This window comes from Chryseobacterium amylolyticum (assembly GCF_051011775.1).
Classification (GTDB): domain Bacteria; phylum Bacteroidota; class Bacteroidia; order Flavobacteriales; family Weeksellaceae; genus Chryseobacterium.
Genome location: NZ_JBPCHX010000006.1, coordinates 217,127 through 232,827 on the forward strand (window position 1 = coordinate 217,127; position 15,701 = coordinate 232,827).

Below are 15,701 nucleotides of genomic sequence, written 5' to 3' on the forward strand. Positions count from 1 at the left end.
TGCATTATCAGGAATTAATATTTTTGTCATGCAGGGAAGGGTTGATATCAATAGAAACGGGCTTTAGCCCGTTTAATAAAAAATCAAACAATCAACTGGCTTTAGCCAAAACTTATAACGATATTCTTAACCACCCCGTCAAAAATTCTCTGAATTTTTGTACCCCCCTCCGGAGGAGAGGAATTCTGTTGCTTAAAATAAACTTCTTGTCATTGCAATAGCATTGCATCCCAAAACTCATGAAATTTGTCCGAAACTATTATCATTATGACAGATTTTATCAGATTTTTTATTCCTTTTTACTTCATTTTTTTCTTTACTATTTCCTTTGTAGGGATAAGTTATAAAGTGGCAAAACGGATCAGTAAAAATCCCAATGTTCTTCCTAAAGACGATTCTGCATATGGCCTTGTGGGATTCTACTTTAAGCTGATTTTATCGGCTCTGTTTATCTATACAATACTCTTGTTGATTTTTCCGGAAAACATTTTCTCAGCTTTTAAAATCAATATTCCGGAACCTCATACAGTCAGGTATTTAGGACTTTTTATTATGATTGCTGCTTTAATTTGGGTGGTTACAGCCCAGATGCAAATGAAAGATTCATGGCGGATAGGAATCGACAGTACAATGAAAACAGAACTGATTACCCAGGGTTTATTCAGGTTTTCAAGAAATCCCATTTTTTTTGGAATGACGATGAGTCTGTTTGGATTCTTTCTTGTTTTTCCTACTGTCATTACTTTTTCTTTTCTTCTGATAGGACATATTCTGATGCAGATCCAGATACGTCTTGAAGAAGAGTATCTGCTAAAGGAACACGGACCCATTTATCTGTTGTATAAAAAGAGAGTGAAGCGTATGCTGGGTTTTTATTAAAGCATCATGTTTAAAACAGTTTTGCTGAACTTTTTTGTATCTTTGGCCGGTATAATTTTAAATAAGAAACATGTCGTTACAACAAACTATTGAAAATATCTGGGACAACAGAGATTTATTGCAGAATGAAGACAGCCAGAAGGCAATTAGAGAGGTTATTTCTTTGGTTGATAAAGGTGAACTTCGTACAGCAGAGCCTACAGAAAACGGATGGCAGGTAAATGAATGGGTGAAAAAAGCCGTGGTAATGTATTTTCCGATCCAGAAGATGGAAACTATTGAAGTAGGTCCGTTTGAATTTCATGACAAGATGCCTTTAAAGAGAAATTATGCTGAAAAAGGAGTGAGAGTTGTACCGCATGCAGTTGCCAGAGAAGGAGCTTATATTGCTCCCGGAGTGATTATGATGCCTTCTTATGTAAACATTGGTGCTTATGTAGATTCAGGAACAATGGTAGATACATGGGCAACTGTAGGAAGCTGTGCACAGATCGGTAAAAACGTTCACCTTAGCGGTGGTGTTGGAATCGGTGGAGTATTGGAGCCGTTACAGGCGGCACCTGTAATCATTGAAGATGACTGTTTTATCGGTTCAAGATGTATCGTGGTGGAAGGAGTTCACGTAGAAAAAGAGGCAGTATTGGGCGCAAACGTAGTATTAACCGCTTCTACAAAAATTATCGACGTTACAGGAGATACGCCTGTTGAAATCAAAGGAAGAGTACCTGCACGTTCGGTAGTAATTCCAGGAAGCTATACAAAACAGTATCCGGCTGGAGAATATCAGGTTCCATGTGCTCTGATCATCGGTCAGAGAAAAGAATCTACAGACAAGAAAACATCTCTGAATGATGCATTGAGAGATAATAATGTAGCTGTTTAAGATTAATTTTTAAGCTAATACCACAATCTTGAAAGAAAAATTTCTTAAAATACTATTAAACCCTAAATATATATTTGGGGTTTATCTTATTATATCGGTTGTTACCGCAATTTCCAAATATCTGAGAGGAGATTATGCGATCAATAATTATCTGATTTTTAAAAATGTATTCTTTAATACCATTCATCAGAAAAACTTGTTTATCCATTATCCTGATCTTTATTTTGATCTGAACCATTATGGCGTATTTTTCAGCGCACTGATTGCGCCGTTCGCGATGATGCCGGATTGGCTGGGGATCTCACTCTGGAATATTGCCAATACTTTTATCTTTATCTACGGTATTTATAAACTGCCGTTTTCAGACAGTAAAAAAGCGATTTTCGGGTTGCTTTGCCTTCAGGAATATATTACTGCTGCTTTAAGTCTGCAGTTTAATGTAGCGCTGACAGGTCTTTTGCTGTTGTCTGCAGTATCCATTTATGAAAGAAAAGAAGTAAAATCTGTAACCGCTATTTTAATCGGAATATTTGTGAAAATCTATGGAATTGTCGGATTGACACAGTTTTTCTTTATTAAAAACAAAACCAAATTTATTCTTTCAGGAGTAGCCATTGCAGTATTGTTTTTTGTGCTTCCAATGGCATATTCAAGTCCGCAGTTTGTGATCCAGTGCTACTCAGACTGGTTTCAGTCTATTGTAGAAAAAAATAATGAGAATCAGGTGTTGGGAAATATGCAGGATATTTCTTTAATGGGATTTGTAAGAAGAATCTTAGGAGATGCCTCCATTTCCAATCTTGTGTTTTTAGCAGGTGGATTACCGCTTTTTGCTTTGCCTTATATCAGAATTAAGCAATATAAGCACTATGCTTTCCAATTGATGATCCTAGCTTCAACATTACTGTTTTTAGTACTGTTCAGCTCCAGTTCAGAATCTCCGACATACATTATTGCTGTAGTGGGAGTTTTAATCTGGTTTTTCCTTCAGAAAGAGAGAACACCGCTTATTATAGGATTGCTTGTTTTTGTCATTATTTTTACATGTTTTTCAACCTCGGATCTTTTCCCGAAATTTGTAAAAGAGAATTATATCATTAAATATTCATTAAAAGCCGTACCTTGTATTGTAATCTGGTTGAGAGTGACTTATGAACTTCTGACTAAAGATTTTGAGAAAAATTACAGCCTGAATTAATACATATGAAGAAAATTTCAATTGTAATTCCTGCCTATAACGAAGAAGGAAATGTAGCGATGATCCACCAGAAAATCAAAGAAGTTTTTGATGGTTTAAACAATTATGACTTTGAAATCATATTTGTGAATGATGGCAGCAGAGACAATACGCAACAGAAATTAGAAGAACTTTCCAACCGGTATGATGAAGTAAAATTCATTGAATTTTCCCGTAACTTCGGCCACCAGCCGGCTGTAAAAGCAGGAATGGACAATGCCCACGGGAATGCGGTCATTTCAATGGACGGAGATCTTCAGCACCCGCCGGAGCTTATTCCGGAAATGATTAAAAAATGGGAGGAAGGCTATGATGTAGTTTTTACTTTCAGGACTTATCCTAAAGAAATATCCTTCTTTAAAAGAAAAACATCAGACTTGTTTTACAAGCTTTTATCAAGCCTTTCAGATGTTAACTTAACGAAAGGTGGCGGCTCAGATTTCAGACTGCTGGATGCAGGTGCTGTTGAAGTCATGAGAAACTTTAATGAAGACGACCTGTTCCTGAGAGGATTAACGAGCTGGATGGGTTTCAAACAAACTGGAATCGACTTTACTGCTGCAGAAAGACTCTCCGGAAAAAGCAGTTACAACCTTAAAAAGATGTTTACTTTTGCCTTCACGGGAATTACTGCCTTCAGTGTGAAGCCTCTTTATCTGGCAGCTTATCTGGGGTTTTTATTCTCAGCACTTTCAGTAATCGGATATGGAGCCTACGTAATTCATTCATTTATTGCCAAAACGGAAATTTCCGGTTGGGCGTCATTGATTATGACCATTGTTTTCTTTGGAGGGCTTCAGCTCATTATCTTAGGAATTATGGGGATTTATTTAGGTAAAATATTCAAGCAAGTGAAAGACAGACCTAATTATATTATTAAAAACAAAAATTTTTAGAATGGTTTTATTGAGTTTTGACATCGAAGAATTTGATATGCCATTAGAATATAAGGGTGAAATTCCCTTTGAAAAGCAGATTTCAATTTCACAGACAGGATTAGAGAGAATACTCGATATCCTTAAAAAACATAATGCCAAAGCTACCTTCTTTTCTACCGTAGTTTTTGCAGAGAACAGCAGGCACCTTATTGAAAGGTTATTAAATGAAGGTCATGAACTGGCTTCCCACACATGGTTTCATTCAGAATTTGAAGATAAACATCTGAAAGAATCAAGAGAAAGGCTGGAAGAATTATTTTCTACAAAGGTAACCGGATTAAGAATGCCGAGAATGATGCCCGTAGACGAAAAAGAAGTGGAAAAAGCAGGATATATATACAATTCATCCATTAATCCTACGTTTTTGCCGGGAAGATATAATAATTTGAAAGTATCCAGAACTTATTTTAAGGAAGGAAATGTAACGCAGATTCCCGCTTCGGTTTCTCCTAATTTCAGAATTCCTCTGTTTTGGTTAAGTTTTCACAATTTTCCTCTGTCTTTCTATAAAAAACTGTCTTCAGATACCTTGAAAAAAGACGATTATCTTAATATTTATTTCCATCCGTGGGAATTTGCAGAAATCAAAGATGAAGCTTTTAAACTTCCGGGATTTACCGTAAAAAACTCTGGGAAAGATATGGTGGAAAGATTTGATTCGTTTGTAGGCTGGCTGAAACAGAAAGGGCATACATTCGGTACATTTCAGGAATTTCAAAAACAGATCCAACGATGAAGATTGCTTTTGATGCCAAACGGTTTTTCCACAATACATCAGGTCTGGGAAACTACTCGAGAGATCTTGTAAGGATCCTTTCTGAGTATGAACCGGATAATGAATATCTGTTGCTCAACAAAAACAAATCGGATAGAGGAAAGGAAATTCTGGAACGCTCTAATGTTCACTTTATTGAAACCTCAAAAGGAAACTTTTCACGCCAGCTGAAAATGGGTAAAGATGCCCAGAAGCAGGGCGCTGATATATTCCATGGATTATCCGGCGAACTTCCCTTAAAATGGGATCAAAAGCCTATTAAGAAGGTGGTTACGATCCATGATCTGATTTTTGTAAGATATCCGCAGTATTATTCTTTTTTTGACAGGAAAATTCATTTCTGGAAATTTAAAAAAGCAGCTGATACAGCTGATAAAATCATTGCTATTTCAGAGCAGACCAAAAGAGATATTATTCAGTTTCTGAAAGTTCCTGAAACTAAGATTGAAGTCATTTATCAGGGCTGTCATCATGCTTTTAAAGAACAGCAGTCTCCGGAACTGATGCAGGCTGTAAAAGAAAAGTTTAAGCTTCCCGAAAGATTTGTACTCAATGTTGGAACTATCGAAGACCGTAAAAACCTCTTGAATGTTGTAAAAGCGATCAACGGAGCTGAAATTCCTTTGGTGGTAGTGGGAAGAAAGACCAAATACTATCAGAAAATAGAAAGTTTCCTGAAAAAGAACAAAATGGAAAAGCAGGTGCTGTTTCTGGAAGGTGTTTCCATGGATGAGCTGGCAGCAATCTATAAGCTTGCCGATATTTTTGTTTATCCAAGTTTCTTTGAAGGCTTCGGAATTCCTGTCATTGAGGCGCTTTTCTCCAAAACGGTTGTCGTTACCAGCAATACCAGCTGCCTTCCGGAAGCGGGAGGAAAAGACTCTGTGTACATTAATCCGGATAATGATCTTGATATTCGGGCCAAACTCAAATTTCTCTGGGAAAATGAATCCGAGAGAAAACGCCGTGAAGAAAAAGGTTTCGAGTTTGTTCAGAAGTTTAATGATAAACCCATTGCAAAGGAACTGATGAATTTTTATCAAAAAATTATCTGAAAAAACTTTGCATATTAAAAAATAATCCTACATTTGCATCATAATTCAATACAATGAAACCAACATTTTTAGCTTTACATCATTATCATCATCATCTCTGCTAGACGGAATTGATTGATATAAGTATGTGCTAAAATCAAAAATAATTAAAACCGTCTGAGTAAATAGACGGTTTTTTTGTTTCCTGAATTCTCCTCAGAAATTTCAACAGATCAGTTTTTATTTGCTCGGACCCAAAAAAGGCAAAATGAGTAAATTAAAAATTGCAATCCAAAAAAGCGGCCGGCTTTACGAAGAATCTTTACAGCTTCTCAAAGACTGCGGAATCTTTGTCAATAATGGTAAAGACCAGCTTAAAGTTTCAGTAGATAACTTTCCGATGGAAATCATGTACCTCCGGAATTCAGACATCCCGCAATACCTGGAAGATGGAGTGGTAGATGTCGCTATTGTGGGCGAAAATCTTCTGATTGAGAAAGGTAAGAATATCAGAACAATCCAGAAGCTTGGGTTTTCAAAATGCCGTGTTTCGCTGGCTGTTCCCAAAGAAGTGGAAACTGATGAACTCTCTTATTTCCAGGGTAAAAAAATTGCCACTTCATACCCCGATACACTCAAAAACTTTTTAGAAAAAGAGGGAATCTCTTCAGATATTCACGTTATTTCGGGTTCCGTGGAAATAGCTCCCAATATAGGTCTTGCAGATGGAATATGTGACATTGTCAGCTCCGGAAGTACTTTATTCAAAAACGGATTAAGGGAAACGGTTACTTTACTGAAATCGGAAGCTGTTTTGGCTCAAACGCCCCAATTATCAGCAGAAAAAGAAACGATTCTTGAAAAATTTGTCTTCAGAATCAAAGCTGTTTTAAAAGCAAAAAATTCAAAATACATTCTGATGAATGTTCCCAATGAAAAAATTCAGAAGGTTGCCGGAGTGCTTCCTGTATTAAAGAGCCCTACAGTCATCCCGTTGGCAGAAGAAGGCTGGAGCAGTATTCATTCTGTAATTGATGAAGAACGTTTCTGGGAAGTTATTGACGAACTGAAAGACAACGGAGCGCAGGATATTTTAATCATCCCGATTGATAAAATGGTTATCTAAAAATATAACCCATTAAGACAATAAAGATATTAAGAATCGTTGAGCTTCATCGAAGATGAAAGAATAAGCCGCTTAATAAATAGCTTCAGCTATGATCTTAATGAACTTAACAGCTTAAAAAATCTTAATGGCTCAAAAATCCTTTCAAAATAATACAATGAAAATATACCAATATCCTACAAAAGACAGCTGGAAAGACCTGGTAAAACGCCCTGTTCTTGAGCAGAAAGAAATTTCAGGACTTATTACAGACATTTTTGCAGAAGTTGAAAAAAACGGGGATAAAGCTTTAGCAGAGTTCAATAAAAAATTTGATAAAGCAGATACTCAAAGCATTTCAGTGACTGAAGGAGAAATTGAAAACGCAGAAAAACAGATTAGTAATGAACTGAAACAGGCTATTCAGCAGGCTAAAGAAAATATTTCAAAATTTCACGCTTCTCAAAAACAGGAAATTCAGAAAGTGGAAACAGTGAAAGGGGTTGTTTGCTGGCGTGAAAACCGTGCGGTAGAAAGAGTTGGAATTTATATTCCGGGAGGAACCGCTCCTTTGTTTTCTACGGTATTAATGCTCGCGGTTCCTGCAAATCTTGCAGGTTGTAAAGAGATTGTTCTTTGCACACCACCGGATAAGAACGGAAATATCAATCCGGCAATTCTTTATGCAGCAAATCTTTGCGGGGTTTCAGAAATCTTTAAGACAGGTGGGGCACAGGCTGTAGCAGCAATGGCTGTGGGAACAGAAAGCATTCCGGCTGTCAATAAAATTTTCGGTCCCGGAAATCAGTTTGTCGTAGCGGCCAAAGAATATGCCCAGCGGTATGGAGTTGCCATCGATATGCCTGCCGGCCCGAGTGAAGTTCTTGTGATCGCAGATGAGCAGGCTGTTCCCGGATTTTGTGCTGCAGATCTTCTTTCACAGGCAGAACACGGAAGCGACAGTCAGGTGGTTTTCATTACGACAGATCTTAAAGTGCTGGAAGAAACGGTAGAAGCTGTTGATCAGCAAATCAAAGACTTGCCAAGAAATGAATTTGCAGCTCAGGCTTTGGAAAACAGCTCTTTTATTTTAGTGGATTCTCTTGAAGAAGCTTTGGAATTCAGCAATCTTTACGCTCCCGAACACCTTATTCTGGCTATCGCTGATTTTGAAAAATATATTCCGTTGATTGAGAATGCAGGGTCGGTTTTCCTTGGAAATTACTCCTGCGAGAGTGCCGGAGACTATGCCAGTGGAACGAACCACACGCTTCCAACCAATGCATATGCAAAGAATTACAGCGGAGTATCCCTGGATAGTTTTGTGAAGAAAATAACATTCCAGCATCTATCAAAAGAAGGTCTCCGGAATTTAGGAGAAACCATAGAAATTATGGCAGAAGCAGAGGGGCTGTTTGCCCACAAAAATGCAGTATCCATAAGGCTAAAATAAACCTTTCCATCCAAAAAGAAAGAGTTTGACCCATTAAATGAAGGTTTTTAATGGTTTGAAGTAATTTAAAATGAAAAGTAATACAATGAAAAATAACAGTATCAAGGCTCTGGTTAGAGAAAATATATTGCAATTACAGCCCTACGTCAGTTTCAGGGACCAAAATGAATTCAGTTCCCCGGTAATGCTGGATGCAAATGAAAGTCCTTTTGGAGAATGCAACCGTTACCCGGATTCTACTCAGAAAAAGCTTAAAAACAGGCTTGCTGAGTTTAAAAGCCTTTTGCCTTCACAGATCGCCATAGGAAACGGAAGCGACGAACTGATAGACCTTATCATTAAAATTTTCTGTGAGCCTAAAAAAGATGCCATTCTGATGATGAATCCGTCTTTTGCCATGTATGGTTTTTATGCAGCAATCAATGAAAATAAAGTACTGAAGCTGGATCTGGATGAAAACTTTGAAATCCTAAAAAACAATTTCTTAAAGGTAGCGGAAGATGCTTCACTGAAAATTTTCTTTTTATGCTCTCCTAATAATCCTACCGGAAACAGTGTGGATGATATTGAATTTTACCTTCAGAATTTCAACGGAATTGTTGTGGTGGACGAAGCCTACATCGAATTTTCAGGAAAAAAATCAAGTCTGGAGTTGTTGGAGAAATATTCTAACCTGATTGTGCTGCAAACGTTTTCCAAAGCATGGGGAAGCGCCGGAGCAAGGGTAGGAATGGCTTACGCGTCAGAAGAAATCATCGGGCTTATCAATACCGTAAAAGCACCTTATAATGTAAATGTTCTGAGTCAGGAACATATTCTGAGAACACTGGAGGAAGAAAACAGACTTCAGGGAAACGTGAGCCGTATTTTGGAAGAGAGAACGTGGCTGAAGCAGCAGTTTGAAGGAATTGCATGCATTTCAAAGGTCTTTCCAACGGATGCCAATTTCTTTCTGATTAAAATGGAAAATGTTGATTCAGTATATACAAGAATGCTTGAAGAAGAAATTTTAACCAGCAGAAGAGATCCTTCAATTCCCGGATGTATCAGGATCAATGTGGGAAGCCGTGAAGAAAATGAAAAATTAATTAATCTTTTAAAAGGAATATAATACAGCTTGCTTAAATATAAACCATTAAGAAAATTAAGATTCAGATGAATAAAAATGTAAAGCTAAATTAATAGCTTCAGCTATGTTATTACTTCTTAACCACTTAAAAAAGCCTAATGGTTAAAAATAATTTATAAAAACATATGAAAAAAGTACTCTTTATAGACCGCGACGGAACATTAATTATTGAACCTCCTACGGATTTTCAGGTAGATTCTCTGGAAAAGCTTGAGTTTTATCCGGGAGTTTTTCAAAACCTTGCCAAAATTGCCAGTGAACTGGATTACGAATTAGTGATGGTTACCAATCAGGATGGATTGGGAACAGAAAGTTTCCCTGAAGAAGATTTTATAAAACCGCAGGAAAAAATGCTCCAGGCATTTGAAAACGAAGGAATCGTTTTTAGTGATATTTTAATTGATAAAAGCTTTGAATCCGAAAATCTTCCTACCAGAAAACCAGGTATAGGAATGCTGGGAAAATATATTTATGGCAATTACGACCTTGAAAATTCCTATGTAATCGGTGATCGAGGTACTGATGTACAACTTGCTAAAAATCTAGGAACTAAAGCTGTTTATCTTAATCAAAACTTAAATAGCGAAGCTGAGCTGTCTACTTCAAAATGGTCAGAGATCTATCAGTTCTTAAAATCAGGAATGAGGAAGGCTAAAGTATCCAGAAAAACCAATGAAACCGATATAGAAATTGAGGTCAATCTTGATGGAAACGGAAAGTCAGATATTTCAACCGGACTTCACTTTTTTGATCACATGCTGGATCAGATTGCCAGGCACGGAAATATGGATCTTGTCATCAAAGTAAAAGGAGACCTTGCTGTAGATGAGCACCACACGATAGAAGATACCGGAATTGTTCTCGGGGAAGCCATTTTAAAGGCATTAGGAAAGAAAAAAGGAATTGAGCGGTATGGTTTTCTGCTTCCGATGGACGACTGCCTTTCTCAGGCGGCTATTGATTTCGGAGGAAGATCATGGCTGGTTTGGGATGCAGAATTTAAAAGAGAAAAAATAGGAGATGTACCTACGGAAATGTTTTTTCACTTCTTCAAATCATTTACAGATTCCTCAAAATCGAATTTGAATATCAAAGCAGAAGGGGATAACGAACACCATAAGATTGAATCCATTTTTAAAGCCTTTGCAAAAGCTGTTAAAATGGCAGTGAATCAGTCAGATGCTAATTACAGTCTGCCTTCTACAAAAGGAAGTTTATAAATATGATTGCCATAATAAAATACAACGGAGGAAATGTAAATTCCGTTCAGAATGCCCTCAACAGACTGAATGTTGACTCTATAATAACAGATGATCCTGAAAAGATCCTGAAAGCTGATAAAGTTATCTTTCCCGGCGTAGGAGAAGCTTCATCAACCATGAAACTGCTTAAAGAAAAAGAGCTTGATCTTTTGATTCCAAGCCTTAAGCAGCCGGTTTTGGGAGTATGCCTGGGGATGCAGCTGATGTGCGGGGAAAATGAAGAAGGAGATACGGAGGGAATGGGAATTTTTGATATCAATGTCAGAAAATTTCCATCAAAGGATATTGTTCCGCATATGGGCTGGAATACCGTTTCCGGGCAAACCTCGCCATTGTTTTCAGGCATTGGAGAAAGTAGTGATGTTTATTTCGTTCACAGCTATTATTGTGAGCTTTCTGACTTTACCACTTCTGTCTGTGATTACATCCTGCCATTCAGCGCTTCTTTGCAGAAAGACAATTTCTATGCAGTACAGTTTCACCCTGAAAAATCGGGGACGGTAGGAAATCAGATCGTTAAAAACTTTATAAATTTATAATGATGAAAATAATTCCGGCTATTGATATTATCGACGGGAAATGTGTCCGTTTATCAAAAGGAGATTACAATACAAAGAAAATATACAATGAAGATCCTGTAGAAGTGGCCAAAGAGTTTGAAAGCTTTGGGGTTCAATATCTTCATTTAGTGGATCTTGATGGGGCGAAATCGAAACATGTTGTCAACCAGAAGGTTCTGGAAAATATTGCCAGGTCTACCTCGTTGCATATCGACTTTGGAGGCGGTTTAAAAACTCAGGAAGATATTGAAACAGCTTTTAATTCAGGGGCAAAACAGATTACTTTAGGAAGTATTGCAGTTCAGAATCCTGAATTCTGTTTCGGAATGATTGAAAAGTATGGTGCTGAGAAGATTATTCTGGGTGCAGACTGCGAAAACAGAAAAATTAAAACTTCCGGCTGGCTGGAAGAAAGTGATAATGACATCATTGATTTTATCCTCCAGTATCAGGAGAAAGGAATACAAACCGCTATTTGTACTGATATTGCAAAGGATGGTATGCTGGAAGGCCCTTCAACAGCCTTATATATTGAGATTCTATATAAAACATCAGTTCAGCTGGTAGCAAGCGGTGGGATTTCAGGTATCACCGATGTCTATAAAATGAAGGATATCGGGTGTACCGGAACAATCATCGGGAAAGCAATTTATGAGGGAAAAATAAGCTTGCCACAACTTCAAAATTTTATTGAAAATGCTTAAAAAAAGAATTATTCCATGTCTGGATATAAAAGACGGATCTACCGTGAAGGGAGTCAATTTTGAGGACCTTAAAAATGCAGGAGATCCTGTAGAACTTGCTAAAAAATACGAACAGGAAGGTGCTGATGAACTCGTTTTTCTGGATATTACAGCGACCATTGAGGATAGAAAAACATTTGTACAGCTGGTAAAAGAAATTGCTAAAGAACTGAGTATTCCTTTTACGGTAGGTGGCGGAATTTCGTCTGTGGAAGATGTCAGAAAGCTTTTGGAAGCAGGTGCAGACAAAATAAGTATCAATTCTTCAGCGGTAAAAAATCCGGGGCTCATTTCTGATCTTGCCAAAGAATTCGGAAGCCAGTGCGTTGTGGTAGCTATTGATACAAGACTGGTGGGAGATAAGGATCTGGTCCATATCAGAGGAGGAAGAGAAGCAACAGAACTTAATACTGTAGAATGGGCGCAGGAAGCGGAACGTTTAGGAGCAGGAGAAATTTTGCTGACTTCTATGGATGGCGACGGGACTAAAAACGGCTTTGATCTTCGAATCACAAAGCTGGTTTCAGCTAGTATCACTATTCCTGTTATTGCATCAGGAGGAGCAGGTACAACAGATGATTTTGTTAAAGTGTTTAATGAAACAAAAGCTACAGGTGCATTGGCAGCCAGTATATTCCATTTTAATGAAATAGGGATTCAGGAATTGAAACAACAGTTAAAAACGCAAAAAATTGAAGTACGATGAAAATAGATTTTAACAAAGATAACGGCCTTGTGCCGGTGATTATCCAGGACAGCAGAACATTACAGGTACTGATGCTCGGCTACATGAATGAAGAAGCTTTTGAGAAAACAAAAAAAGAAGGAATTGTTACCTTTTTCAGCCGTTCCAAAAACAGACTTTGGACAAAAGGTGAGGAATCCGGTAATTTTTTAACAGTAAAAAGTATGGATATAGATTGTGATCAGGATACCCTTTTGATTAAAGCTGTTCCAAAGAATGTAGTTTGTCACACCGGAAGTTTCAGCTGTTTCGGAGAAAAGAATGCCAAAGGATTTCTGTATGAACTGGAAGAAAAAATAGCTCAGAGAATAGATACCAAAGCCGATGGTTCTTACACCTATTCATTATACCGGAGGGGAATCAATAAAATGGCTCAGAAAGTAGGAGAGGAAGCTGTAGAACTGGTGATTGAAGCAAAAGATAATAATGATGATCTCTTTAAAAATGAAGCTGCAGATCTGCTGTATCATTTTTTAATTTTATTGAAAGCGAAAGGCTTTTCGATGGAGGAAATTGAAGAGATTCTTCAGAACAGAGACAAATAGAGCCGTAAGAAAGCATAAAGTATATGGTTTCTCTCAACTAAAATAATATATTTGGCAATTGATATGAACAATACAGCCTTAACTGAATTTTCCGGATACGAAAAAATGCCTGATTCATTGAAGAAACTCGGGCTCAATGAAAGTGAATTGTCAAAAATGGATAAACTGAAATGGGTGGTTACCGAGAAAATCCATGGTGCCAATTTCAGTTTTGCCTATGAAAAGGGTATGCTCAGATATGCTAAAAGAAGAGAATACCTTGACTGGAAAGATGATTTCTTTGGATTCCAGCTTGTTGTTAATGCCCTTGAGGACGGTATGCTGGCTTTATTTGAGCATCTGAATACAACGTTGCCTGGCGTCAGGTATATTGTATACGGAGAATTATTCGGAGGACATTATCCGCATCCGGAGGTATCTGCTGTTGAAAATATACAGGCTGTACAGACAGGGGTTTATTATACGCCTGACATTCTTTTCTATGCTTTTGATATTGCTGTTGTTGATGAATCAGGATTGAAAAACTATATGGATTATGAAACTGCAGCTTCCTATTTTGAACAATTCGGGATATCCTATGTAAAACCATTATTCATAGGAAAATTCAATGAAGCTTTGAATTTCAATACCAGAATAAATTCTCAGGTCCCAAAAGAGCTTGGACTTCCTGATCTGGAACATAACCTGATTGAAGGTGTTGTTATTAAACCCTATAATTTAAAAGATAAGGAATTGTTTTCTAATCGCCCGGTTATCAAATTGAAAAACTCTGAATTTGACGAAGAAGAAAAGTTTCACAAAGCAGAAAAATGGTCATTTGTTCCGGCTATCTCTTCAAAAGCAGAAAGTCTTTCTTTTATTACAGAAGAATTAAGAACTTATGTGACTCAAAACCGGTTTGAAAGTGTAACTTCTAAAGTCGGGGCGCTTGATAAAAGCAATCCGGATCGTTTTAATGAAATTCAGCATGAGTTTTTACAGGATGTTTTTACAGATTTTAATGAAAATAATGGGAATCTGCTCGAAGATCTGGCTCCTGAAGACCATGACTGGATCACAGAACGGATAAAATCTGAAATACAAAAAATAATAGCTTTACAATAACACAAACAGCAGGAATATCCCGCTGTTTTGTTATTATGGTACAATCAATCTTCTATCTTTCGATCATGATATTCTTAACAAGAGTTTCTTCGCCAACTTTTAAAACTCCGATATACACTCCATTCTGAAGACTGGAAACATCAACCTTTCTTTCATTATTTACTTTCAGCATAGATCTTCCCATAGAATTACTGATTTCAAAACTGAAGTTCGTTGTTTTAGCATCCGGTAATTCAATATTAAGTACGTTATGAGCCGGATTAGGATAGATTTTCGCAGTTTCCAGGGTATTTTTAGAAACCGGTTTACTCATCGTTGTTGAAGCGCTTGCAAAATGCTGCAATGCTCCCACGGTAGCCTTTCCGATATTATACACATAAACAGGATCCATATTGGTAAAAATATCCTTTGAGCTGTGAGGATAGCTGCTTCTTATTCTCTCAAAAAAACCGGTGATTACTTCGCCTTTCTGTTCAAAAGGAATATAGTCGGTATCTTCAGCCGGGTCTACAGCAGTCTGAAGAGGAGAGTAGAGTGCCGTACAGTTTCTCAGCTGCTGGGTAACAGCTGCGGAAGCCGCATTGTTACTGGAAAGACCTCCCTGATCTTCATCGCAGTATACCGTATTATTGTTATTTCCTTTTACGCCGCCAACCTGATCCAGATTGAAGACCAGTTTAATGTCTAACTTACGCACGCCTCCCTGGTATACGACATTGTTCACGTAATGGGTACTTCCCCTCAAACCCTGTTCCTCACCGGAAAAGTGAATGAATTTAATGGAATATTCTGTGGGAACATTTTGAAGGATTCTTGCGGCTTCAAGGATGATAGATGTTCCGCTGCCATTATCATTAACTCCCGGACCATAAATAGTATCGAAATGTCCGCAGATAATGACATATTTATTAGGATAAAGCGTCCCTGTTTTGGTGATGATCAGGTTTTTTGAACTTGTACTTCCGAACGTAAAAGGGCTTTCTACAATCTGGCTGGCAGTATAGCCATAAGAAAGATACTTGTTTTTGATCCAGTTTAGGGTATTCGCATTAGCAACTGACCCTGTAGTTTTTACGCCTAAATTACCGAATTCCTGAAGATTTGCAGTGATGTTAGCCTGGGTTACCATATCCGCTCTGTCTTTATAAGCCTGGATAAAACTCTGTGCCGCGATACTCTGCATCATCAGTGCAGTGCATAAAAGGGTTGTTAATTTTTTCATATTATGATATTATTTTTGGTATCACGAATGTAGTAAATAAATCACAATAAAGTGTTTAATATTTCAAAATGACATGAATTTTATTAT

The 15,701-nt window shown here is 37.5% G+C and carries 16 protein-coding genes; 15 read left to right on the top strand and 1 reads right to left on the bottom strand.

The genetic code is table 11. The features are described 5' to 3' along the window. Positions 1-267 precede the first annotated feature (267 nt). From ACR1PO_RS17465 to ACR1PO_RS17535, 15 genes are all read left to right on the top strand, one after another. The gene (locus tag ACR1PO_RS17465) at positions 268-879 is read left to right on the top strand and encodes a methyltransferase family protein (RefSeq protein WP_332386909.1); all 612 of its coding nucleotides are present in this window, start codon (positions 268-270) and stop codon (positions 877-879) included. 70 nt (positions 880-949) lie between these two features. Continuing rightward, the gene (locus ACR1PO_RS17470; protein WP_002979694.1) at positions 950-1,762 is read left to right on the top strand and encodes a 2,3,4,5-tetrahydropyridine-2,6-dicarboxylate N-succinyltransferase; all 813 of its coding nucleotides are present in this window, start codon (positions 950-952) and stop codon (positions 1,760-1,762) included. Positions 1,763-1,790: 28 nt separating this feature from the next. Next, on the top strand, positions 1,791-2,960 hold the full coding sequence (locus ACR1PO_RS17475) for a glycosyltransferase family 87 protein (protein WP_332386908.1): 1,170 nt from the start codon (positions 1,791-1,793) through the stop codon (positions 2,958-2,960). 5 nt (positions 2,961-2,965) lie between these two features. After that, complete coding sequence (locus ACR1PO_RS17480; protein ID WP_332386907.1) at positions 2,966-3,895, top strand: glycosyltransferase family 2 protein; 930 nt, start codon at positions 2,966-2,968, stop codon at positions 3,893-3,895. Position 3,896: 1 nt separating this feature from the next. Continuing rightward, complete coding sequence (locus ACR1PO_RS17485) at positions 3,897-4,673, top strand: polysaccharide deacetylase family protein (RefSeq protein ID WP_433987597.1); 777 nt, start codon at positions 3,897-3,899, stop codon at positions 4,671-4,673. Then, entirely contained in the window at positions 4,670-5,767 is a 1,098-nt protein-coding gene (locus tag ACR1PO_RS17490) for a glycosyltransferase family 4 protein (protein WP_433987598.1), read from the top strand. The genes ACR1PO_RS17485 and ACR1PO_RS17490 overlap by 4 nt, the downstream gene beginning before the upstream one ends. Positions 5,768-6,014: 247 nt before the next feature. Next, positions 6,015-6,872 (top strand): ATP phosphoribosyltransferase, encoded by an 858-nt coding sequence (hisG, locus tag ACR1PO_RS17495; RefSeq protein WP_332386904.1) that lies wholly within the window; start codon positions 6,015-6,017, stop codon positions 6,870-6,872. Between the two features lie 157 nt (positions 6,873-7,029). Then, positions 7,030-8,304 (top strand): histidinol dehydrogenase, encoded by a 1,275-nt coding sequence (hisD, locus tag ACR1PO_RS17500; RefSeq protein ID WP_433987599.1) that lies wholly within the window; start codon positions 7,030-7,032, stop codon positions 8,302-8,304. Positions 8,305-8,389: 85 nt separating this feature from the next. Continuing rightward, positions 8,390-9,415: a histidinol-phosphate transaminase gene (gene hisC, locus ACR1PO_RS17505; protein WP_433987600.1), complete on the top strand. Its 1,026-nt coding sequence runs from the start codon at positions 8,390-8,392 to the stop codon at positions 9,413-9,415. A gap of 143 nt (positions 9,416-9,558) precedes the next feature. Further along, complete coding sequence (gene hisB / locus ACR1PO_RS17510; protein WP_433987601.1) at positions 9,559-10,653, top strand: bifunctional histidinol-phosphatase/imidazoleglycerol-phosphate dehydratase HisB; 1,095 nt, start codon at positions 9,559-9,561, stop codon at positions 10,651-10,653. A 2-nt stretch (positions 10,654-10,655) separates the two neighbouring features. After that, on the top strand, positions 10,656-11,234 hold the full coding sequence (hisH, locus tag ACR1PO_RS17515) for an imidazole glycerol phosphate synthase subunit HisH (RefSeq protein ID WP_433987602.1): 579 nt from the start codon (positions 10,656-10,658) through the stop codon (positions 11,232-11,234). 2 nt (positions 11,235-11,236) lie between these two features. Then, the gene (gene hisA / locus ACR1PO_RS17520) at positions 11,237-11,959 is read left to right on the top strand and encodes a 1-(5-phosphoribosyl)-5-[(5-phosphoribosylamino)methylideneamino]imidazole-4-carboxamide isomerase (RefSeq protein WP_332387458.1); all 723 of its coding nucleotides are present in this window, start codon (positions 11,237-11,239) and stop codon (positions 11,957-11,959) included. After that, entirely contained in the window at positions 11,952-12,704 is a 753-nt protein-coding gene (gene hisF / locus ACR1PO_RS17525) for an imidazole glycerol phosphate synthase subunit HisF (RefSeq protein WP_332386899.1), read from the top strand. The genes hisA and hisF overlap by 8 nt, the downstream gene beginning before the upstream one ends. Next, the gene (gene hisIE / locus ACR1PO_RS17530; protein WP_433987603.1) at positions 12,701-13,288 is read left to right on the top strand and encodes a bifunctional phosphoribosyl-AMP cyclohydrolase/phosphoribosyl-ATP diphosphatase HisIE; all 588 of its coding nucleotides are present in this window, start codon (positions 12,701-12,703) and stop codon (positions 13,286-13,288) included. Before hisF ends, hisIE begins: the two co-directional genes overlap by 4 nt. A 51-nt stretch (positions 13,289-13,339) precedes the next feature. Further along, positions 13,340-14,392: an RNA ligase family protein gene (locus ACR1PO_RS17535; protein WP_433987604.1), complete on the top strand. Its 1,053-nt coding sequence runs from the start codon at positions 13,340-13,342 to the stop codon at positions 14,390-14,392. Positions 14,393-14,444: 52 nt separating this feature from the next. On the opposite strand, the gene ACR1PO_RS17540 is transcribed toward ACR1PO_RS17535, so the two are convergent. Continuing rightward, a complete protein-coding gene (locus ACR1PO_RS17540; RefSeq protein ID WP_433987605.1) occupies positions 14,445-15,614 on the bottom strand; it encodes a M28 family peptidase in 1,170 nt (389 codons plus the stop codon). Positions 15,615-15,701 lie beyond the last annotated feature (87 nt).